At 50.4% G+C, this 24321-nt stretch carries 13 protein-coding genes and 1 pseudogene; 2 read left to right on the forward strand and 12 right to left on the reverse strand.

The window, feature by feature from the left end; translation table 11 throughout:
- Positions 1–27 precede the first annotated feature (27 nt).
- A complete protein-coding gene (locus tag H6750_07585; protein MCB9774175.1) occupies positions 28–627 on the reverse strand; it encodes an OmpA family protein in 600 nt (199 codons plus the stop codon).
- A 605-nt stretch (positions 628–1232) separates the two neighbouring features.
- A complete protein-coding gene (locus H6750_07590) occupies positions 1233–2075 on the reverse strand; it encodes a DUF928 domain-containing protein (GenBank protein MCB9774176.1) in 843 nt (280 codons plus the stop codon).
- Positions 2076–2618: 543 nt separating this feature from the next.
- Between H6750_07590 and H6750_07595 the strand changes: the two genes are divergently transcribed.
- Complete coding sequence (locus tag H6750_07595) at positions 2619–4859, forward strand: CHAT domain-containing protein (protein ID MCB9774177.1); 2241 nt, start codon at positions 2619–2621, stop codon at positions 4857–4859.
- Between the two features lie 1255 nt (positions 4860–6114).
- Here the strand turns inward: H6750_07595 and H6750_07600 are convergent.
- The gene (locus tag H6750_07600; GenBank protein ID MCB9774178.1) at positions 6115–9093 is read right to left on the reverse strand and encodes a filamentous hemagglutinin N-terminal domain-containing protein; all 2979 of its coding nucleotides are present in this window, start codon (positions 9091–9093) and stop codon (positions 6115–6117) included.
- 536 nt (positions 9094–9629) lie between these two features.
- On the reverse strand, positions 9630–11504 hold the full coding sequence (locus tag H6750_07605; GenBank protein MCB9774179.1) for a S8 family serine peptidase: 1875 nt from the start codon (positions 11502–11504) through the stop codon (positions 9630–9632).
- Between the two features lie 553 nt (positions 11505–12057).
- Here H6750_07605 and H6750_07610 point away from each other — a divergent pair.
- Positions 12058–12960: an IS1595 family transposase gene (locus tag H6750_07610; protein ID MCB9774180.1), complete on the forward strand. Its 903-nt coding sequence runs from the start codon at positions 12058–12060 to the stop codon at positions 12958–12960.
- 198 nt (positions 12961–13158) lie between these two features.
- Here H6750_07610 and H6750_07615 read toward each other — a convergent pair whose 3' ends face one another.
- From H6750_07615 to H6750_07650, 8 genes and pseudogenes are all read right to left on the reverse strand, one after another.
- Positions 13159–13956, reverse strand: a complete 798-nt coding sequence (locus H6750_07615; protein MCB9774181.1) for a DUF3800 domain-containing protein — start codon at positions 13954–13956, stop codon at positions 13159–13161.
- 327 nt (positions 13957–14283) lie between these two features.
- Positions 14284–14406: pseudogene (locus tag H6750_07620) on the reverse strand (hypothetical protein).
- A 5-nt stretch (positions 14407–14411) separates the two neighbouring features.
- On the reverse strand, positions 14412–14717 hold the full coding sequence (locus tag H6750_07625; GenBank protein ID MCB9774182.1) for a HigA family addiction module antidote protein: 306 nt from the start codon (positions 14715–14717) through the stop codon (positions 14412–14414).
- A gap of 172 nt (positions 14718–14889) precedes the next feature.
- Entirely contained in the window at positions 14890–16455 is a 1566-nt protein-coding gene (locus tag H6750_07630; GenBank protein ID MCB9774183.1) for a sigma-54-dependent Fis family transcriptional regulator, read from the reverse strand.
- Between the two features lie 170 nt (positions 16456–16625).
- Positions 16626–18596 (reverse strand): adenylate/guanylate cyclase domain-containing protein, encoded by a 1971-nt coding sequence (locus H6750_07635; protein ID MCB9774184.1) that lies wholly within the window; start codon positions 18594–18596, stop codon positions 16626–16628.
- Positions 18597–18751: 155 nt separating this feature from the next.
- Positions 18752–20032 carry a GAF domain-containing protein gene (locus H6750_07640; GenBank protein MCB9774185.1) on the reverse strand — a complete coding sequence of 427 codons (1281 nt, stop codon included), beginning with the start codon at positions 20030–20032 and terminating at the stop codon, positions 18752–18754.
- A gap of 372 nt (positions 20033–20404) precedes the next feature.
- Positions 20405–22765, reverse strand: a complete 2361-nt coding sequence (locus tag H6750_07645) for a CHASE2 domain-containing protein (protein ID MCB9774186.1) — start codon at positions 22763–22765, stop codon at positions 20405–20407.
- Positions 22766–22941: 176 nt separating this feature from the next.
- Positions 22942–24270, reverse strand: a complete 1329-nt coding sequence (locus tag H6750_07650) for a GAF domain-containing sensor histidine kinase (protein ID MCB9774187.1) — start codon at positions 24268–24270, stop codon at positions 22942–22944.
- Between the last annotated feature and the right edge of the window lie 51 nt (positions 24271–24321).

Raw genomic sequence — 24321 nt, forward strand, 5'->3', positions numbered from 1 at the left:
CGGGAGGAAGCCGGAGATACCACGTTTTCAGCGGAAAGAGGTGATTGGAGGAGACGCGAGTTGAATGCGTTGCAAATAAGGCGAGCGCTTCAAATACCCTATGGCTCGATCCGAATCCTTTCCGGCAACAAGACGCAATCGGGCCACACACCCCCGTTGAAAACGGTCAACAGCCAGGATAGAAAAAATTCGTTCCGCGCGGAGGTTATCTTCCTGACACCGTTCATTCCCGCTTTGACAGAAAAATGGAGTTTGACCAAAATTCACCGGATGAATTCGCCCGGAGGGAACCCCCAACTGCACCAAAAAACCAGCAAGGGATCTTAGATGATAATCGGCCCGGGCGAAGTTATAGGCAGACGGGCCTCGCGAATCACAATGGCCTTCAATCCGTAATTCCCACCGGTCTTCCTGTTTCAGAAGTGCGACTGTTTCGTGGAGAAACCCTTCGATACCGCCCTGGAGGGAAGAGCGGGCGTCATCAAAGTACACGTCGGCAAATACAGGGTCCTGGTACCTGTCTTCGACCGATAACCCCAAACCCCGCCTCTTCGGCAAAAACGCCACCGGGATAGAGACCGTCAACGCATCATGAATTTCTTCGTCCGCGTCTACCGGAAAATTCAAAAAAGGAGGCGCAACGTCCAGGGTGCCCGCGAAAGATTCGTGAACAGACCCTATCGCTCCCAACAGAAGGGACCCGGCCAGTAAAAACCTGTGAAATCTATTCAGATGGAAGAGGAACATCGTAGCATGAAAGAACGAGGACCCAATTAGTCGCTCATCCGGAAAACGCCTAGAGGTTGAGAGGATTTTGACCACACCCCCTTTGGAGTCAGTATCGGCCCGACAGGATGAAACTTAATTCGGATGAGAGAAACGAGGATTCGCCATGCATGCATGACTCAACAGGGAAAATCCGCAGCTAAAATGGGGTGTGGGGTCTCGTCTAAGACGTGCGTGAACGGGGCGGGATAGCAGTCGAACGGGAAACAATGGACGGAAATAAAAAAACCTGCCCCCGCCGTTGTGGCGGGGACAGGTTCCATAACTGCGGGTGAAATGAAAGGGGGAAAAGAAAACCTGCTCACCTAGGACAGAACGCGCAGGCTCAATAACACACGGGCATCACGGACTGGGGGAAATTTCCGGTCCTGTCAACACCCGCTCAGACAAGACCTTCGTGGACTTGCCCATACACACCTCCAATTCCCATTTTCAAACAGCCGCAGTCATAATCCATGCTGGCGGTCTACCTGCGCCGGCGTATCCAAATCAACCTCTTCAAGCAACAACGCCCGCACATTATGCATCTCGGCATCTGAAGGATGAGATTGAATATTGGTGGAAATCACGCCTATGGCGTCATACCAAAATCCGGCTTGGCCCCATAACCTCGTCGCTTCAACCGGATTGGCGTTCTTCAATTCTTCTGTCAGCGAGGCCGGAACATCACCCACCTCAATAATGCCTCCGCCGATAATATCTGCTGATCGATGCTCGGGATCAGACACCAGAGATACAAACCATTGATAGGTTTTCCCTTTCTCCAGCTTCAGATCGTAATCCGCCACATGAATGATGTGCATCCCGGATTCAGTGGGAGAGGAAAGCCGCTTCTCAATAATCGGCGTCACCCCCGATTCCTCGATAAGGGTAAATTCCACAGGGTAGGTTGTCGGCTTTGATAAATACCACACCAATCGTGGCTGCACCCCACTCGACAATCCTACGTGATCTGGAGCCAGGGCCCACAGTAACGGAAGATCGGTCATAGGACCTCTGGTGCCTCCACCAACCCGTCCTCCCGGAGCCCCTCGTTGTGGAGGTTGGTACAACGCTTCCTTCCGGGATGAAGCCGCCTTCTTATCATCCGATGCTTGTACAATCTGCCGATCAACAGAAGGGAGTGTCTCCTCCAAAAACCCTGGTTCATTGGCTACAGAGGAGACATCCTTCTTATGGGTGCGGCTTACCTGATCAGGGAATTCCGCTCCTCCCATGGCCTGAACACTAAGGCCAAGGGTCACGCCTATGACAGCCACCCACCTGAATCGTGTCACCATCCGGCTCATTATGGTCCTCCTTTCTTGGTCCAGACTGCAATTCCATTACATTTTCACGTGAGACGTTCTCAGTTCTGCTCGTACTCATGAATACAGCTATAAAAAGCAAGCTGCGTTCCACAAGCCAAATTTTCCTCATTGGAAGACAATGGCTTCGAACCCTATGCTATTGCAAACGATTTCATGAATACCCTCTCTCACATGACCTTTCCCTGTTTCGGCGTCTGGCTATCTCACCTGTCTACATCGTGTATTGTGTGTCTACTTTGAGAACAATTTCAAGAGAAAGGAATCCACTCTGACAAGCTGACGACCGAAGGCCTTCATAGTTAAAACCCCTTTCCTCCTCCAAAACCACGAAATCCCTCAAAGCCATCCGTATCAGAAACCCTCGCTTTGACCTTATTGATGACAATTCCTAGAATGCGACTGTTGAATGCATAGATGAATTCGGAGAAGGGGTCGGCCGTGTCCCGAACTTGCGGGTTTCCCAACTTTTCTCGGTATGGTCTCGGGGTTTGGTTCTTCCTTCTGGGAGTCGGCGGGATTGGGATGACGAGTACCGTTGCGGCTGAACTGTCCCCTCAAAATTTGATGGCGGAAGGAAGCCGGCAGTATCAGCAGGGCCAGTTGGAAGAGGCGGCCCGGTCCTGGACTCAAGCCGCCCAGATCTATGAAAAATCCGGAGATCATCCCAATCACATTCAAGCGCTCATTTATCTCTCGAGAGCCCTGCTCGATATGGGCCAATACCAACGAGCGCAACAACTCCTTCGCACAGCCGTTCAATCAGCACAGGAGACCACCCAGCCACGCCTGATGGCCCAGGCATTCAGCCAATTGGGAACCTTGCATCTCAATGTGGGAGAGTGGGATTCGGCCCTCGAGATCCTGCAACAGGGGCTGAAGGTCTCCAGGGAAATCGAAGATCGACCGCTCATGGCTGCCATCCTCAATGATCTGGGCAATGCCCATGCGGTTCGCCGGAACAACACAGAAGCCCTGGCGGCTTATACAGAATCCAGCATTCTCGCTGATTCACTGGATCTCCAACCGCTCTCCATTCGAGCCATGATCAATGCCGCCCTGGTGGAAATCAGGCAGCAGTCCGCACAAAACGGGAGAATCCATCTGCAACAAGCACTGGAGAAAACACGAACACTTCAGGACTCCCACGAAAAAATTCAAAACCTGCTCACCATCGGAATGGGGTTGAGGGACCTCAGCCACCACATCACAGAGGAGCATGCCACGGTATTCACGCAAGCTTCTGAGTCGTTTCGGGAAGCCATAGGCAGCGCAAAAGAAATTGGAGACTGGAAAAATGAATCCTATGGGTGGGGATTTCTAGGAGAATTGTATGAAGAAGGGGGCCGCCATGAGGAAGCCCTCCAACTCACTCGATTGGCGATTCGGACGAGCCAACAGGGCCGGGCCCCGGAAGCCCTCTATCGCTGGGAATGGAACACGGGCCGGCACCTCAAAAATCTGGGTCGCACGGACGAGGCCATTTCAGCCTACCAGCGAGCGATCGAGACGCTCCAACCCATTCGTCAGCAACTGTCTGTCGGGCTCCCCCAGAACCCGGCGTCGTTTCGAGAATCGCTGGGAGCCTTATTTTTTGAAACCGCTGCCCTGCTACTCCAGCAGGCTGACGAAGTGACAGATGCCACCAGAAAAGAAAGGCTCCTGTTCCACACCCGGGATACCATTGAAGCATTCAAGGCCGCAGAGCTCCAGGATTACTTCAAAGACGATTGCGTGGAAGCGAACAGGGGAAGAATTCAAGCCATCGATAAAGTATCCAACACCACGGCGATTATTTATCCCATTCTCTTCCCTGACCGGATGGCTCTGCTGGTCAGCCTTGGAGGAACGATGAAAAAAATCACCGTTCCGGTTCAAGAACGTGACCTGACAGAAAAAATTCACCGGTTCCGGACCTTATTGGAAAAACGGACCACCCATCAATATCTCCCCCATGCGCAGGCCCTGTACGACCTGCTTATCCGGCCGCTTGAACCGTATCTGAGTGAATTCGGGATCCAAACCCTCGTCTTCGTCCCGGATGGTCCATTACGAACCATTCCCATGGGACCACTCCATGACGGAGAAAAATTTCTCATTCAAAAATATGCCATTGCGACGACTCCGGGGCTGACGCTTACCGATGCACACCCCCTTGACCGGGAGCAGGTCAATCTGTTGTCGATTGGACTGTCCGAGGGCGTACAGGGATTTTCACCGCTCCCCCATACGCAACAGGAGATCAAAAAGCTTCAAGATCTCTTTGGCGGAAAGACTCTCTTAAACGAAGAATTCCGCATTCCCAATCTTGAACAGGACATGAAAGAAGAAAACTTCACAATCATTCATATCGCCTCACATGGAAAATTCACAAAGGAACCCAAGAATTCATTCATCCTAACGTATGACAAAAAACTGAGCATAGATCATCTCAGAGAACTCATCGGATTATTTCAATTCCGCAAGGTCCCCCTGGATCTCTTAACATTGAGCGCCTGTGAAACGGCAGCCGGCGACGAGCAGTCCGCACTGGGCCTGGCCGGAGTGGCCGTGAAAGCAGGGGCGCGAAGCGCCTTGGCCACCTTATGGTTTATCAATGACCAGGCATCCTCAATCCTGATCAAGGATTTTTACGTCCGGCTCAAAGAATCATCGCTCTCAAAAGCCCAGGCCCTTCGTGACGCCCAACTAGCGCTACTTGACCATCCTATCTATCGACATCCCAGTTATTGGGCACCGTTCCTCCTGATCAACAACTGGCTCTAGTGGGGCTGTTGAAAAAAGCCGCCAGCGGCGTTCTCGTCCTTTTTCCGTGCTCACGTACTGGAAGTACGTTCTGCGCGCAAAAATGACTGCGGCCTTGCTGGACGAACTTTTTTGAACCGCCCCGAGACCTCTTTATGCAACGAACCTGTGGTTCAATATGCCCTTGGAAATTATTTTTATAGAACACTCCCCTAATCGTTTATCTCCCAGATTGATCCCGAGTTGGGCAAGACGTTTTTTGGCCTTGCGTCGAAAGCCGCCTTTCTCAAAAATCACCCCGTCGATCAACCCGCATGTACCAGATCCGGATTCTACCGTTCCGATGAAACGATCTATCTTCCGCTTCTGTCCGTGTTAATGCCTTGATCCCCTTCCCGGTCACCTCGGCCAGTTCCCACATACCGGTCAGACCTAACTGCTGACATATGCAGCCTCAAGGGGGGACAGTCGTTGACATGGTGACAACACCGTGACCACTGAGACAAACACGAGTGAATAGAACGCCCCCCATTTTGGGGGATTTTTGGCTCGCAAGTGCTTAATTTTAAAGATGAAATCCTCACCACAATGGAATTATCTCCAAACGGCACCATGGTTGCTTTATTAAGAAGTAACCACATCAATTAAACGGAAACACTGAGGAGACTTTTCTCTCAGTCGGAAGAGGTTTCTATCATGCAACTTTACGAGGTTTACCAAAACATCGTCATCGGAACATCGATAACATGTGTAATCGGTCTGGCGGTTGCATGGGTGGTTTTCCTATCAAATCGAGGCAAATAACAAGGAAAAGTGTCGATTGCACCATTCAGCCATTCAATGCCAAAGCTGTAATTCCGTTGGGCCCTTATCACATTGTCATCGTGAGTGAAACGAAGGATCTGTGCCTCAATCGAAGATATCCCTACTTTTCGACATGGAACATGTCCCGACCGAAACAAAAGGTTCAAGAGAATAAAGCCCATCGTTGGGCCATAATTTTCTCAACCCTCGACTCCCCCTCTCTGGCATCCCCGACAGTAGTTATCGGGAATTCATCCGAAATGAGCCCAAGCCAAAAGTTGAGTGACCGATGAAAAATCCCGGCGTGCCGGGGATGAACCAGCTTCGCAATCACACCTAATGGGAATGACAAGCTGTAAGGGAATATGGTTGCACAGGATCAGCCAGGCAGGACGACACGGAGAACTTCGTAAGAAATTATTTTAGAAGAGCGGGTGGGTACAGCGGAAAAAGTTTCTCATCACACGACACATTAGGGACAGAAAGAAGAATTCTCATCACCCTGCCCGAACAGAACGGGAGGAGAATAAGCCGCCAACTGGATAGAGGGAGTTGGGTCTTTGCCAGAATCCACGGAGGGCGTACCGGTATCACCCGACACGCCCGCGGAGGATGAACTCACTTGGGGGAGAAACGGGCTGGCTAAAAATGTACCGGGGGTGGCCGCCACACTGTCGGACTTGGAATCCACAAAGGTACTAAAGTGGCCGCCCTCTCCCGCCACACAGCGGGCCGCATAGAGGGTGGCCACATTCACCGACTGATCAGGCAGAGGCGCGATCGTCCCGCTCAGCACTTGAATGGGCGACTCAATCGTCACCGAGCCGCTGATCCCCGTTTGCGAGGAGGCATCCAACGTACTCTGCGCATCCAATAAGACGGCCTTGCTCGCAACCAGGTCGATATTGCCCCCCTTTCCCGCCACCGCCTTGGCCAGGATCTGACTGTTTTGGAGAATGATGAAATCCGGATCTAAATTGATATCGCCCCCGCCCGTCGTCTCATCACCTTTAACCGAGCTGGAAATGGTGCTGTCGACCAGTTGAATCATGTCGTTGGCGGTGAGCGTGATATTGCCGCCGGAAGCTTGAGCCGCTTCCGTGGTCACGGTGGCCTTGTCAATCAGAATCGTGTCATGGCCGGTAATATTGATGTTCCCAGCGTTGCTCGGACCGCTGCTGCTCGCGGAGACCGTGGCTCCATCACTGAGGGTGAAGTTCTGGCCTGAGGCCAACGAAATCGTCCCGCCTGGCCCTGAGCCGTGATCCGTCCCCGTTGTCCCACTGAACACACCACCAGGCGTTTCGTCCTTCAAAGTCCCGGAAAGGGAAATGGCTCCGGAGGCGTTCACAGTGATCATACCACCCTTGCCTTCGGTAGTCGTGCTGCTATTAATCTGGGCGCCTTTTCCCAGTACAATTGAATTCGTCGTGATGTTCACATTCCCCGCATAACCACAAGGCCCAGAACAATTCCCGCCAAGCGAATTGGTGAAAATCCCTGAGGACTGGAATTCGCCAAAATTCCGTAGATCGCCTACGTTAATATTAGCTGTTTGGCCTGACATGGAAATTTTCTCTGCGTTGATGAAGATGTTGCCCCCAGTACCGCTCGATCCGGTCGAGCTGTTGATTTTGGAGCCTCCATCAACCGTCAGCATGGGAGTCGTAAGCAGGATATCTCCTGGAGCCCCAAAAATTTCATCTCCCCGCCCCCCAAAAGAATTACTTGCAATGGAACTAGGTTTATCCTCATTAGGGTCAGGTGCACCAGGATTAGGATTCAACAGTGAAAGGCTTTCGAACGCGGTAATGGTAATATCCCCGGCGTCCGCATTTTCCTTTGTCGTGGATACGATACTGCTTCCCGAAAGTTCAATGACCCGTCCTGTTATGGTAACCGCACCACCCGGAACAGTCCGGTTTATAGTTTCAAATAGGGAGTCTGACATGGTAAGAATGTCTGCGTTGACGGTCACGTTACCACTTTGAATCCAACCTGTCGTCGAAATATTACTCTGATCAAAATTGATTTCATGGGCCTTCAACGTCACATCCCCAGACCTACCGCCACCAACATCGTTGATGAAATCAAAGGAATCGGTAACGATATCCGAAAAGTATAAATTAATTTTCTCAGTTGCCGAGATGGTAACGTTTCCGGCATTGCTAGCCCCTTCACCGCCACTAAAGAACGAATAGTAGCTTCCGGTACTGAAAAAAGAGTAATCATTAAAAAAGTTATTTGCAGTAATGGACAAATCTCCTCCATTGCCGGTGTTCAATCCGTCGTTGCCGGTGCTGGCAAGAAAGGCTAAAACATCAAAGTTTAGGTCCCCTTTGACCGTTATATTGCCCTGGCTGGCCATAGTTATATTCCCCGCATTTCCCAGTCCGAATGTTTGAGTATCGATAATCGGCAGCAAGCCATTCCCCTCATTCAGGAACTCTTCACTTGGCATCACAGAAAAGTCCATGTTTCCTCCTGATTTTAGCCTAATGTCTCCCGCATTACCCTTTCCGCGCGTTCTGGCAGTTAGAGCAGGACCGTCTACGGCCAAAATGGAAAGGTCCCCGGTAACATCGACGTCGATGGCGGTTGAGGCTCCATCACTATCAACCGTGTCCGCCGAAATGGTTGCATGAGTCATCATCAACTGACCCCCACGAATAATGACGGTGCCCGCCGAGTCGCCTGAGACATTCAAGAGTGTTCCTTCCAACAGAGAAATTTTCCCCATTTTGGTGAATGACTCCCCATTCACGTTTGGTACGCTGGCGTAGGTATCGGCCAATACTTCCCCCGGAGAACCCACACTGGCTAAGGCAATTTTTCCTCCCAGCGCATTCAGGCCGCTGCCAATTGTAATGTCTCCCCCAACAAATGAGAGCGTTTGTCCGTCTGAAACCGATAACGCGCTTCCTTCCACGGATATAGGCGCTGGATTCGCCGCAAGAAAACCAAAAGCCGCGACCGGCGCCACACTCAACAGCGCATCCTGCGCACTCGGCATGGCGGTGAATTGCACTCCGTCACTGAGTTTTAAATAATCTGCGGTCGTGAAATGAGCGGCTCCGCCCACATTCAAGGAGGCATTGGGTCCAAACACAATCCCGGCAGGATTCATCAGGAACAGGTTGGCATTCGCGAAGCCTTGGGTCTGAATGGTTCCGAAAATGTTCGAGGGATTGCCGCCAGTAACACGGCTGAGGATGTTGGTCGTCGGAAGTGCAGAATCATTCAGGAAGTTGGCAATGTTGTTCGTCGGAACTCCGAATTCTCCAAAGCTATGAAACAGGTTTGCTCCACCGCCTGGCCTTGTGCCTCCGGTGATATTATGCTGGACCGCTCCACCAGGAAGATTCACCGGCGCACTGACCTGGGTATTAAGTCCCGATGAGGTGATGGGAGGCGGAGGCACCTGTGCCTCCGCCGCGATACCAACGCTCAAAATTAGGACAACCCATAAAAAGTATTTTAGGGAGCCGCTACACATTTACAACTCGTTTGTCCGCCCCCAGTCGCTACTGTGTCACACATGGTGCCTGAGCCACCGTTATTACAGCCCAACCTATCTTCATAGAGCCAATGGCAGGTCTGATTGGGACTAGATCCAGCACTCAGACACGACCAATGCGACGTACCCTCCGCGGGATCTTTTTTGTGAACACCGGTCTGGCAAGGAGGCGTCTCACTTGGAGGGCCTGCATCACCTGCATCAAGTTTACACCCAGGGGGAGCATTCCCTGGTTGTGCCTTCGCGGCATCCTGGATTCCACCCGTCAACCCAACTACCCAAAATAGACTGCACAGAAGGAAAAGCTTTCTGACAATTCCTACATAGGGGACCACCATGTTTTACCTCCTTTTTAGCTAAAGAATTATGAGGCAATAGGGTCGTGACTTTTATCCGACCCCTTCAGAGAATTGGAAAATCTTTTTTCATATTATTACCTTCTACATGAACTGTTTCTATTCTGTTCATTGCTAACTAATAGCTATAACTTCCGCCAGAGCATTGTCACAATTCAAACGTGTTTCTTTCCCCTGAGAGTTTTTCTTCACTCGATTCCTAAGGTCCGGGCTGGGGTCCCCGGTCTCCATTAGAATCTCTCGGATTTTTTGGGGGGGAAGAAGGTCTTTTTCCTTAGCTTGCCTCACAGCCTGAATCAGAGCCACACACCCTGCTACAAATGGAGCGGCAAAAGAGGTCCCATCTGCTTGCTTAACAGTTGCTTCTCCACTACCAAAATGAAAACCTGTAGTAAAGATACTATCGCCGGGGCTACCATTATCCACGGTATTGGGACCAAAATTTGACCCCACTTTTAATTTATCTTCCATCGTCGTGGCTGTCACCACAATCACATTCACAATATCCGGCTCGGAACCAAATCCCTGCGGATAAATTTTATTTGTCTCATCATCAATATTTACAGAACCCCCGCCAGGAGGGCTTCCCGCCGCAACCACAAATGTGACATCGTTTTCTACTCTTCTGATATGCTTCTTTAGAATTTCTGCTTTATGCAGGTTAGGCGGAACAGACCAGCTGATATTAACGACATGAGCCCCCATCTTGCTGGCGTAATCTATGGCCTCAATAGCGTGATCATACGTCCCGAATTCTCTAGGTGGGCCGTTTATTTCGATGGGTCCGGATATCTCAGGACAAAAAATCTTCACTCCCATCAGCTTCACGAGTCCATTGCCGACTACTCCTAAAGCCTGTAAAGCTTCTGTATTACCCCCACGTGATACGTCATCATTATTTCCCTCTGCTGCAATTTCCCCTGCTATTTGGGTTCCATGTCCATTTTCATCAACAAGGTCACCCTCTGTTTGGTCTCGCGCACAATGGGCCATACTCGATTGGTATTTTGGCAAGGCTAAGATATTCACCCCATGGGTATCATTCATGTACCCGTTGAGATTATTGCCGCTATTTTTTGGATTTACCCATATGTTTTTTTCCAAATCAGGATGTTTCACCATCAATCCCGAATCTATGATGGCTACAATAATTTTTCCGGCTTCGCGTTGAGACCAATTTAATATTCCCTGCTCTTCAAGTTTTTCCCATGCCTTTACCATGCCTATTTTTTCCAAACCCCATAATTTGGAAATCGGCTGTACTAGCCCATCTGCATCGGTTATTTGAGTTTGATTGTCCGTCAGCCAGAAAGCATCGTTTGGAGGCGATTGTCTGTGAGAGTGAAGAACAAGTCTAACGTTTTGTTCGACAATAATCTTATTCATTCCTTTAGTAAAATTTTTTACTCCCCCTATGGTAGGCTTTGATTTTGCGTTAATGGCCCCTATAAGAGCATCCTTCAGAGTCTTTTCTGTCTCCCCTTTATCTGTTTTGAAAACCACTGTCCCTAGGATTGAATTTAATATCTCGGGTTGGGATTTTAAATTGAATTTTTTGAAATCGGTATTGTCAATAATATCTCTTAAATTAGTTAGTGATTGGGCTTGAAAGGCCAATGCCTTATTTTCATCGGGAGTAGGAATAAAAGGAAGTATCTTTTGTAAATCCAATAGGTTTTTATTAGAAAGACCAGATGGCTTATCAATGGAAGGAAGTACCATTTTCCCTGGGTCTTTCCCAAGCCAAAATTTTCGCTGGATTTTCATGACATCTTCTGTGCTACTAAATAATTCCTTTATGGCTATTAGATTTTCAAGTAACTCATCTGGAAACAGTACGACAAACTCCCCCTCTATTAAAAAGCTTTTGGGCTTGGGTTTGGTTATGTGTTGGCCAAGAGCCTCGGACACAGCTCCGGATTCCAAACCTACAAAAAAAATCAAGCTGGCAACTTGCAGAAGATTTATCGCCCTGAGAATTCTCTTCATCCGGCCCCTAGTGAAATAAAGGATAATAAAAAATTCAATGTAATAGTCAATGGTATGTATTTTTCTTATCCAGCAAAATTTTCAAAAAACAACTCCCTTGAATTTTTTAAAATTGTTTGCGAAGAATTTACTCCCTTGGGCCCACATTACCACTTTCAGAAAAATTACAAAGATTACATCCTGGCAATAAAGTTATCTAAGAGCTCATTCTCCCCTCGTTATCCAACCACTCCATTTATTTTTCGTGACCTCATTGCATTTCCCTAGTTTGCTGCGCGGAATTGTTTCATAACCAACTAATTTTTGAAAGAAAGGCAATTGCAATGCCGCATTCAACGCCAACTTTCAGCATTCTCACCTCAACTCGACTAAGCTTCATATTTTCATAAGAGTTTTCTTGAGGATCAAAAGTTAAGAGGTAAAGTCCTGTTCTTGTCCAGCGTGAAATGCGTATCCAATCAGATACGCATTGTATCTGATTGGGGCGATTATGTTGATGTTGACACCGAGGGTTATTTCTGATAGTATTTCCTTAAATCAAGGAGACTGAATCATGAAAACCATCGACGCCTTTGACAAACAATTCCCCACTGAAGATGCCTGCAAAGCCTTTCTGGTTGCGGCGCGTTGGCCATCTGGCATTCAATGCCCACGGTGTCATGGGAAGGATCGCATCTACCATCTGGCGTCGAAACCTTTTCATTGGATTTGTAAGAATATCGGATGTGGAGGGAAGAACGGCTACCGCTTCTCTCTCTTTACTCACACCATTTTCCAGGGAACCAAAATACCTCTTATCCAATGGTTCAAAGTAGGCTACTTGATGCTCGTTGCCAAGAAAGGCGTCAGTGCCTTGCAACTGCATCGGGTGATCTTCGGGGAAGATTCCGGCTCTGATTACCGCACCACTTGGTATATGTGCCATCGGTGGAGAGCCGCCATGAAGGGCGATGTGCTGCCATTGACAGGGGAAGTGGAAGTGGATGAAACCTATGTAGGAGGAAAAGATAAAAATCGCCATCGTAATAAACGTGTTGGGGTGTCTGGGGGAACTGGCAAGGTGGCCGTTATTGGAGCCATCTCACGAAAGGGGATGGTCATTACCAAGGCCATCGAACGTACTGATTCGGCTACGCTTCAAGGGTTTATTCATGAGTCCGTGGCTAGCGATGTGTCATTAGTCGCCACTGACGAGCATTCAGGGTATCGCCTATTAAAGAAAAAAGGCTATCCCCATCAATCGGTGTCACATGCTAAAGGTGAGTATGTGCGTGGCCATGTCCATACTGCCAACCTCGATAGCTTTTGGTCCTTGTTTAAACGTGGGATCATGGGGAGTTTCCATCATGTCAGCAAGCAATACCTTCCCCTCTACCTCAATGAGTTTTCCTTCCGTCACAATGCCCGGCATAGCCCCGATGCTTTCGTGGACTTGATTACGACGAGCCACTACTAGACGAATCAGCATTGCCTCACTACAATATAAGGGTGGCTACCATCCCGCCTACCAAGGTCCAAGACGCCGACCTCAAAAAAGCACTCGAACACGCCGACATCGGTAAGTTTAAAGAAGTGCTACAAAAGTCTTTTGAGAAAGTGCTGATTCCAAACAAGAAGCCAGCCAAAAAGAAGTAGTGGAAGTAGATGTCTGCATCTACAGAAACTGCCCAAGCGGTCTCGTTTTGCTATCAAAGAAATCAAAAAAACATTCCTTGTCTGAATTTTTAATTTGCCGAACTAATTCCTGTATTGGCCAGCGCGATTCGGCAATTTTCCCGCTCCCCCGACGATAGTGATTCAATTCATACGCAACCAAATCGGCTGCCTGCAAAGGTAAAAAATCCAAGTTTGTCCCGAAGGTAAGGGTTCCTAGACGATTTCCTACCTCCAGACATTCGATACATCGGTCAAATAATTCACCGCCTAACCCTTTCGATTTCGCTCGACGGTCAAAGACAATATCAACTTTCTCGTCAGGAAAATGAGCTTCCACGTAAATCCCAACTCCATGAATACTGACTTGAAAACATGCGAAGTAGGGATCATTGAGTTCATTTCTTTTTTGGGCTGGTAAATTTTTGAAATCTTCAACAGGCAAGACCGCTCCCACATAAAAATTCACGTATACATCCATTATTTTCATGAGTTGTCCTAAAAAGGCTCTCCGCTTGTCTTCCGACCATCCCTCAAACTCTCCTCGCTTATGCGCAAAGTGTTTCATGTGAGCTTGTTTCACTTGAAAGCTTTTTAAGACTTCGCCCCATTCCATTTCAAATTGACTCCATGCCTCTTTTGGAGCGACAACGCCACCAACAGAAAATATTGGGGCAGAGGCATCATCTTTGTGCCCGCTATCATCTAAATACGCAGTTAACATCAGGACTACCGGATGCGCCCCTTGCCATAAAAAAGAAAACCTTGAAACGCCAGACGGCTCAATTGAACATTTCATTTTATTTACCTTCTGCCATAGGTGTCAACATCAACATAATCGCCCTGATTGGATACACAATGATTGTGATTCAGCGAGGGAGAATGGCCTTGGGCACTTCACCTGCACAAAGTCTGAAAAGGGACGTTGTCATGAATTTTTTCCTGGCCTCATTTCCCAGGAAACGGAACGAAGACGTACGCCTCAATCCCCCCCTTGAGGCGGGCCTCTCCCTTTAGACAGGGGAATGGGTTTTCGTTTTTGATGTGCTTTTAGAGAAAGAGAGAAGAGTGAACTTGTGGGACTGGATGGGATCTTAAGAGAACATGTCGAAGAGCAATTGGGTGATCAGGGAGATTCGTAGACTTCATCCCGCAAGTGATCGACCTGAATGTTATGTCGTTTGATTTTTTTGATGAGTCCCTGCCGGCTTAAGCCTAACCGTTTGGCCGTTTGGACCTGATTGAACCGGGGGGTTACCCCTGGGCGGTTCCAGCTAGCTCTGGCACACGCTTAACCTTAATTTTCCCTGAATGCTTTTCCGCCTGGGCAAGATCAAAGGCTGCCTGCATCCGCAACCACGTCTCTGCCCCGCCGCCGAACGCCTTTTCCAAACGGATCGCCATTTCTGCGGAAATCCCTGCCTTGCCTTTCACGAGCTTATTCAAGAACTGCCGCGAAACTCCGAGTATCTCGGCCCCTTTTCCTACAGACAGGCCAAGCGGTTCCATGCAATCTTCCCAAACTGATGTTCCAGGATGAGGGGGATTCTTCATTTGCATCGCTCTTCTCCTAATGGTAGTCAATTAAATCCACATCATATGCCTGTCCATTTTCAAACCGGAAAATGATTCGCCAGATTCCTGAAACCCACAAACCCAAAAATCTGCCAAATCGCCTGTTAGGATTGTAAAAGCCCTGTGTCTCGGTAAGGATTTTGGCCGGAATGAGCCATCAGGGGGATTCGTAGACTTCATCCCGCAAGTGATCGACCTGAATATTATGACGTTTGATTTTTTTGATGAGTCCCTGCCGGCTTAAGCCCAACCGTTTGGCCGTTTGGACCTGATTGAACCGGCAGGCCAACAAGGTCTCCTTGATCATGCGTTGCTCCAATTCATCGACGGCTTGATGGAGACTCCGGCCTTTCGGATCTAGGGTGCCTCCGGTCGTTTGGACAGGGCATCGGATGCCTTCTTCGAGCGCTTCCTCGTGTATCGTCGTTCCACGAACCATGACCATTAATCGTTTGATTTCATTCTCTAACTGCCGGATATTTCCGGGCCAGGAATATTCCATGAATCGCTGCATGGCCTTGGCGGACAGTTTTTTTCTGGGTCGATCCATCTGCGCGCTGTAGAGGTCCAGAAAATAATTGACGAGCAGGGGGATATCTGCCGGGATCTCCCGTAAGGCCGGCGTATGCACATGCACGACTTTGAGACGGTAGTAAAGATCGTCTCGAAACGTGCCGGCTTTAATAGCGGCCTCTAAATTTTTATTGGTGGCCGCAATGATCCTGATATCGAGAGGAACCGGCTCTCGCTTCCCCACCGGCTCGACGGCTCGCTCCTGCAGCACCCGTAATACTTTGGCCTGGGCGCTTACGCCCAGATCTCCAATTTCATCCAGAAACAGCGTGCCCTTATTCGCCTGTTCAAATTTGCCTATTCTGGCCTCCACGTCCGTCGCCGTGCCTTTGCTGATGCCGAATAATTCACTTTCGATTAACGTTTCGGGGAGGGCGGCACAATTGATCGCGACAAACGGTTGACGGGCTCGAGGGCTATTGTAATGAATGGCTTTGGCTACCAGTTCCTTCCCGGTTCCGTTTTCCCCGGTAATAAGCACATCCACTGAACTATCCCGGACCTGATCGATGATTCTGATCAGTCGCTGCATGGGCAGACTGTTACCCATCAGCTTTTTCGTGGAGTACTGTCCTTCGACCTCTTTCCACAAATGCGCGTTTTCCTGTTGCAACCGTTCGCGTTCCCGCCGCAATTGTTCCATCACATGGAATTTCTGAAGAGGGATGGCGATGCTATCAACCAATGCCTGAGCCACCATTTCATCCTGGACGGTAAAGCTTTTGCCCTTTTTATTCACGGCTTCAAAGACTCCGATGATGTCTCCGGTTCTGTCCCGAACCGGCAGCGCCAACAGGGTCTGCGTCTGCCGCTTCGTTTGTGCATCGATGCCGGAAAAAAATCTGGAGTCCGATTGCACATCTTTGACATTGATCAACTCTCCGGACGCCACACAGGCGCCCGCAATCCCTAAGCGAGCATCCAGGCGCAGTACCCGACCACTCACAGGCAGGGGAAACCACAGCTCACATTCCTTCCGGTCCAGCAGGAACACACTGATCCCCTCCGCCTGCAGTAACCGGCGTGATTCTTTTTCAATGAGTTGTAACAAGGTTTGTAATTCCTGCTCCTGGTTGATCTGAAGCAGAAATGTTTCAGGAAGATCTATTCTCTTGTGAGAGGTTGCTTCATTTCCGGATCGACTCGCCATGGCGGTGTTCCTGAAAATTCCGTTGACCCCACCCCGCTGGACAGCAGAGGGTATCAACTGTACACATTATGACCAGGTGTGAATGGAGAAGGCAACTACCCGACCAGCCCCCCTTCTCCATTCTCCCGAGGAGGCAATCCTCTTACCACCCAAAATCACAGCCCCAGGGCCTATCCGTTGGCTTGTTCGATGGGAGTCACCGGACGAGTTTCCGGACTGCCCGTCTTCGTGATCAGCCGGTAAACGGAAATGCCATTGGCTTTACCCCTTAGCCTGATCACGCCGACTTCTTTGAGTCTCCACGGATGGTTCCCGAGATAGTGTTTGGTCGTCTCTCCAATCAGAATCCGGCAGGTTTCTTCTTTGGGCCAGGTCTCCAGCGAGTCTTTTTGAAAACTTTCCAACCGGGAGGCAACATTGACCGAGTCTCCAATGGTCGTAAATTTCAACCGTTGTTCACTGCCCAGACTTCCGACGACCACCGGCCCCGTTTGGATGCCTATACGCATTCGCACCGCGGGCAACCCCTGTTGCTGCCATTGAGAATTGAGATGTCGCATTTCCTGTTCCAGAGCCACGGCACAACTGACTGCATGGTTGACATCCTGCCGCTTGTCGGCTTCCGTTTGTCCCAGCCGGAATACCCCGAAATCCGCTTTGATCATGTCTCCGTGATAATCATCAACCATCCCGCCATGATTGGTAATGATTTTCACCATGCGCTCCATGTAGGTGTTGAGCCAGTCCAGGACCGTGTCGGGTTCCATGTTTTCTGCCACAGTCGTAAATCCTTCAAGATCCGTAAACAAGGTTGTTACCACCAATTTTTGTGGGCGCAACCGGCCCTTTTCTAAAAATTGTTCCCGCTTCTCCCAAACAGCTTGAGCCACTTCTGAAGAGACATGCCGGGAAAAAAGCGACATCAGGAGCGCCCGGTCCTGCTTTTCCCGGTTCGAAAGCCAGGCTGTCACCACCATGGCGTTGATGACCAATCCAATGACCGGCGGGATAAACGGGATCCACGTCCCATACATCATTCCGCCCACCACCACTCCGCTTAGCAGCAGCATCCCCATGAGCACAGCCAGAGAGAAACGCCAGGCACCTCGAACCCACACGCCGATGAATCCGCCCCCGAGCACCCATAACCCGATCCAGGCGGCTTCCAGGGAATCTGAAAATGTCGCGATGGGGGCCTGGCCCTCGCCCTTCGCTAAGCGGAGCAGTTGGTGCACCATGTATCCATGCAATTCAAGTCCGGGAATTGGGGGACATACCGTGAGTGTTCCGCATTGAGAGGTATAAAAATAATCTTTGACGCCCTGGGCGATAACTCCAACAAGCACGATGTGGTCCTGAAGCAACTCCGCATTGAATTTTCCTTCCAGTATGGCTCCAAAGGAAATGGTCGGAAAGACGTCCTTCCCCCGTTTAAGATCTAACAGATATTGATATCCCTGGGCATCGGCTTCCACATACCCCCCGTCGTGCGATTCGAAGGGTCGAATGACCGTTTTTCCAAGTCGCAGCCAGTCGGAATTCTCAACGGACGGCTTGGGGACGATCTTCTCATGCTGTAAATATTGGAGGGCCAGCAGCAATGAAAAGGACCGATAGAAATTGGTCCCATCATCCAGGAATAAGAGACCCCGGCGAACGATCCCGCCGGAATCGACGACCACATCGTTAAATCCGGTACGATCCGTGCCTTGCAACATGGCCGGACCGGGAATACCCCCCTTCTCAATTTTTCCGAATTTCATGACCATCAGAATTTCCGGATGCGCCTCAAGTATCCGGTCCAATTCCTGCCGACCGGGCGGCACTTCCAAATCCCGGTAGATATCCACTCCGATCGCTCGAGGGTGGTGTGTCATCATGACGTCCAGGGCTCGGGCAAGGACTCCATCTGTTACCGGCCAATGCCCCAAGGTCCGGATATCCTGGTCCGTAATCGACACCAGCGTAATCGGTGGGGTCGGCTGGGTGTTGGTCGGACGGAGACGCATTGACCAATCGTAGGCTTCCAGTTCCGCACTTTCCATAAAGCCTTCCCCCCGAAGCCCCATCACAGCCAGAAAAACCAGGAGAGTCATGAGCCCGATTTGAAAGGCGGGAGAAGGAAGAGGAGAATGGCCCACAGAAATCCCCTTAACGACTCAAGTACCTTAGGGTGAAAAAGAAAACAGGAAGATATCTGCCAGGTTTTGTTGGGCACCCCAAGCAAGTACAGGCTGAGATCGTGCCATGAACGGGAAGAACGTTGTTCACGCCTCGTACCCGTTTTTCAAAATCCTCAAGAAGACACGTGATCCGAAGAAAACGTCGTCGGCACTTCCATGGGCAAATGAATGTGAAAAACGGTGCCCCTATTCACTTCACTCTCGACCCCGATGACTCCCGAATGCGCTTCGATGACATCCTTAACAATTTTTGTTCCCAACCCGGTTCCACCCTGTTTCCGGCTTATCGCTCTGGCCGTGAATAACGTATCTCGAATTTCGGCGGGCATGCCTCGCCCGGTATCAATCACGGACACGTGAACTGTCTTTCCCATAGCCTCCATCTGTCCCTTTATGGTTATGGACCCACCCTTGGGAACTTCGGAAATGGCGTTATTGACAAGGTTATAAAAGGCATTGAACAGCCGGGGTTCATCGGCTTGCATCACCGGCAATTCCAGAATTCCCTCATGAACCAGGGTTATCCCTTTTTCTTGAGCCGCCAGCTTCAAGGTATCAAACACCGAAGCGACCACATGGTGAAGTTTACAAGGGGCAAAACGTGGAGGACTCGTCAACCCCTTCACACAATCGGCAATTTCTTTCACGCGCTCTTGAATCCGTTTGGCGTTATTGGCCACCATTCCAATGACCTCCAGGCATAATGCATGGGTCACTCGGCCTTTGTCGGGATCAAACCTTGGAAGATCCGCGAAGACGTCGTTCATCTCATCTCTCAGGAGTGACGTCCCACACAGGACCGGCATCAACATATTTTTCACGTCATGCCCAATGTCTCCCAGGATTCGCGCCACTTCCGCCAATTTAGCTTCCTGAAATAATCGCGCCTGCTCGATGGCCAGTGCCGTGAACGCCCCGATGATCATTAAGATGGCCACGTCGTCCTGATTTAACCGGTCCTCCCGCTTGTTCATCACCTCCAGGACACCTATCGGATGTCCTTCCCATCGGTTCAGAGGAATGGCAATCAGGTCCCTGGTGTGGAACCCGCTTAGTTGATCGATTGTCTCAAGGTGACGCTGATCCTCCTTTACATCCTTAATCACCACAGGTTCTCCCGTGGCGAAAACCGATCCCGCAATGCCTTGCGTCCATGGAAATGCCGTTCCGGGTTTGAGTGGTTGGTCACCAATTGAATGGTAAAACACCAATTCCTTCGATTCCGGACTGGCCAACAACACGGAACCGGCTCGGCAGTTCACAATCTCCAAGGCTATCTTTAATCCTTGTTCCACCACATCTTCCACGCTGAGATGCTGAAAAAGCGCCTGGCTTATTTTCCGGGCAGCCTCCAGTTCCCGCTCTTTGCGCTCCAGTTGGCTCGAGGGATTCACATCCGGCTCCGTAATGATGTCAATGTTGACCCAATTTCCACCATGGCCGAATCATATGTTGGGAATTATCAGAAAAGGGTAGCAAAATTTTAGAATAAAAGCTTGTTGGGTTTTAAAGGGATCACGCAAGAAGACGGTGTACCTGATGACAGGCGAACTTTCTCGGACTGGCTCCTGCGCTCGCGGAGTCCGAATAAGTATGACCAAAGCATGCAGACTCTCCTCCTTGATCCTTGAAACAGATTCGTGCTGGACGAGTTTGCGTCTGCGGAGGGTCTCGGTTGACGTCAATCTAACCGATGTGGCCCAAGAGCCTGAAGAGGAATGTATTGCAGTTCTTCTTCCAAGTCAGCGTATACAAGTATAAAGCCATCAGATGCCAGGATTTTCGATTGGATTTCTGGACCCAGGGAAAGGATTCGATCTGGAAGAGTCATGATCGTTGGCACGAAGCGCATCACAGCATGGGCCAGGGCTATTGTTTTCTAGTGTCACCGCTTTATCCCATCGTTCAGGAGGTGGATTGTTGCTGTATTGTTCACAGAGTTGGAGATAAAATTCCGACGGTCCATCTCCCTGGAGAAGGTCAAGACACTGAGAGAACAATTCCCGTGCGATATTCCAATCCTGCATTCTAAATGCCCCGAGACCTTTGGCAAAGATCCGACTCGCGACCATCCGGTTTTGGTCAGACTCCTCCAGGCGACTGATGAGTTCGTGAATGACACACGATTGCTCATAGCCATTCAGCTTAAATTGTCCAAGCTCTCTCCAGAGAAAGGGGGCTTCAAGTCCCTGGATGACATCGCCCGTCACGGCGATTGTCGTTCCCAAATACTTATTCAACCCTTCCACCCGGAAAGCCGTATCCACGACCTCTCCGGCCGGACGGGACTCAGCATAGTCGAAGGCCCTCCCCGTGCCGATGGTAAACTGTCCGCAATGCAACCCGATTCTTGTGGGAAGACGGTATGACCCCACCTCTTGGTTAAACCGGTCAATCGATTTCGCAATATCCAGGGCTGCGAAGCACGCTTGCTTTCTCAGCCCCAACTGATCCTGAGGCGCTTTCCAGATCGCCAGAATCGAATATCCCCTCAGATCGATAATAAGCCCACCATTGTGGCGAACAGCCGTAAAGAGCGCGTTAAAGTATTTCCCCAGTAAACCGCGCAGTTCCTGAGGGTTCAATTTTTCCGATAGGGTCGTGTAATCTTCAACATCGGTAAAGAGACAGGTTCCATAGACCACTTGAGGGCCGCCCTTGAGATTGGCGAGGTCCAGGGACAGCGCATCCACCACACCATTGGGCAGGTAGTCCCCAAAAATCTTGCGCATCTTTTTCCGCTCCTTATCAATCTGATAATAGTTCCATGAAACGGCACTCCCGAACGCTAATGGACCCTGCACCAACAACGGAATCACGAGGGGAGACCACATAAAGACGTTCTCAAATGCATAGACGGCTCCCCCGAGATACAAGAGACTTAAGACTAGGACTGCGCCGAAAGCCATTACCGTTGAAACCATCCGGGAAATTACCCCCACAAGCAGGCCCCAACACAGGAGAAGCCACATCCTGGCACCCAGACCCATAGGTGTGACGGAAGAGTCCTCCAGCATGTTGGCAAAAGCCGTGGCGGCTATTTCCACGCCTCCCGTAAAGACCTCTTTCCCCTGGAAAAATACCGTATAAAACCCATCCCTTGGTTCCTCCGGAAAATTTTTTGAGAATCCCACAAAGACGGCTTTGTCTTTCAGATTCATAAACGCACCCCTGGGGGCGTCGGGTTGGGAATCCAGGACCTGTTCATACGGAATGGTGGAAATGGTCCGTGGAGGTCCATAGAAGTTGAGATAATGGCTGTGCCCGCTTCCGTAAACCTTGATCAGCGCCTCAAGCTGCTTGAAGTTCTTCACTTTGGTTAGGCGGGGTCCCGCATGCCTGAAGGCCTTGAGCATATCTTCCATCAGGCGCGGATCACTCTCAAAGAGTTCTCTGATATTCCGCGCCAACTCCACCAGCCCTTTGCTTGTTCGTGCCGATTCAAAATCCTTGGGAAGTCGGCCGGTGAGTTTGGGGCGGACCTGCTCAAGGAGTTCAATAAACTGTTGATAGACGGGTGAAAAAAACAATTGGATTGCCAGAATGGGAAAAATTGGCGCTTGACCCGCTCCTTGTTGAAACGTCCAATCCTGGGAGAACTTAACCGGATTTTTTACAAGCACAAACGGCCCGGTTCCGGCGGCCGCTTCCTTAAAGGGCACAAATGGCTTGGAGATGTCCACGATGCTATCGGCCTCACCCCGGGCTCCTGACCCCATGGCCATGGAAATGTTCCTGGCGATCAACGGATCCGCCAACACGACATTCCCGGCTTTTTTAATCGCGTTTTCAAACAATCCATCCTCCTCCGGCGATCGGGCTTCCAGAAAATTCACGTCAAAGATTATGACCCTGGCTCCGGCTTGCACCAAGCGCTCCGTCAGCCGCGCATAAAGGGAGCGAGGCCATTCGTCGGGATCGTCAGGGACGTTAAAGTGCGCTGAAGAATCATGATCAATACCAATGATCACGAGGTCACCCGGTGGAGGCCGGACACCTCGCAATTGGAACAAAAGACCTAAGCCAACATCTTCTTCAACACTGCGAGAGAGTGGGACAATACTGAGGGCAACTCCCACCATGCCAATGAGCAGACCAAATAAAGCGGCCTTTATGAGTTTGGCCACGAAGGCTCCCCTCTGATTCCGGCCATCTCATTCCTAAAGATACCGCCAGAACCGTCAGAACCCACTGCTCCCTGTGGGCATTTCCGATCGACCTATCCCACCAGCTTCATCGTTGGCCTCTGAGACGCACACACCAATCAGTTTTCACCATGGAAGCCGAGCCGTCGGGACAACTTTCACATTTTCGGTGGTGGAGGGTGAACAGGAAGATGCAGATAAAACGTTGTGCCCACCCCCAGTTCACTTTCGACATCAATGCGTCCCCCATGGGCATCCACCACATCTTTGACAATTTTGGTCCCCAGACCCGTCCCTTCCTGTTTGGTGGTGATAGCCTCGGCGTGAAAAAGGCGATTCCGCACTTCGGGACACATGCCCCGACCATTGTCCGCAACAGTGACGAGAATCTCCTCCCCCCGATTATCCTCCTCTCCGGAAACCGTGATCAGGCCTCCCCCCGGAAGCTCCGGAATGGCATTGCTGATGAGATTGTAAAAAGCGGTAAAGAGACGGTGTTCATCCGCTTCAATGACAGGGAGTGCGTCCAGACCGTCGGTTTCGAGGAAAACCGCCTGCTCCGCCGCATAGGGTTTCAGAGTTGCGAACACGGCCCTCACCACAGTGGAAATCCGGCAGGGGGCAAAATGGGGGGGACTCGTCACACCTTTGACCACATCGGCAATTTCCCGCACGCGCCGTTGTATCCGCCTGGCATTGCTTACAATCATCCTGGTGAGTTCCTGACAATTGGCATAACTCGTCTCAGCCCCTTTCATCTTCACGTCCATCCAATAAGGAAATTGCTCCTCCAATTCATCCTCCAATAATTGGGCTCCTGATAACACCGGCATCAACATATTCTTAATGTCATGACTGACATCACCCAACATTCGCACGATGACGGCGAGTTTGGCCTCCCGATACAGACGGGATTGCTCAATCGAGTTCGCGGCAAGGGCGGACACAATTGTCAGGATGGCCAGATCTTCTTCATCAAGAAGCGATTCGCGTTTATTCAGGACTTCCAACACACCGATAGGCTTTCCTTCCCACCGCTTCAAGGGCAGTGCGATCATATCCCGTGTGATGTGTTCGGTTAACACATCGATGGCTTCATAATGCCGGTGATCCCGTTTGACATCCGGAATCACGACCGGTTGTCCCGAATGAAATACGGCGCCGGCAATCCCCTTGTCCCATGGAATCGCCGTGCCGGCCTCTACCGGACAGGCTCCAATGGAATGACGGAACACGAGTTCCTCGGAATCCTGATTGGCGAGAAGAATGGATCCGCTCTCCGCTCCCACAACCTCCAGAGCAGTGGTGAGTGTTTTTTCAACCAGCTCATCGGTGTGAAGATTCTGGAAAAGCACTTCCGTCATGCAGCGGGCCGCTTCCAATTCCCGGTTACGCTGTATCAATCGTCGATCCTCTATCCGGCGAGGCTCTTTACGCCGGTCCGGAACCGACATCTGAAACGAGGAGGATTTGCATTCCAATTCCACAGATCTTTCTCCCATGAAGTTGTGTGAGCGATCCCATACAGACTACCCACA

The organism is Nitrospiraceae bacterium (assembly GCA_020632595.1).
In the GTDB taxonomy this organism is placed as follows: domain Bacteria; phylum Nitrospirota; class Nitrospiria; order Nitrospirales; family UBA8639; genus Nitrospira_E.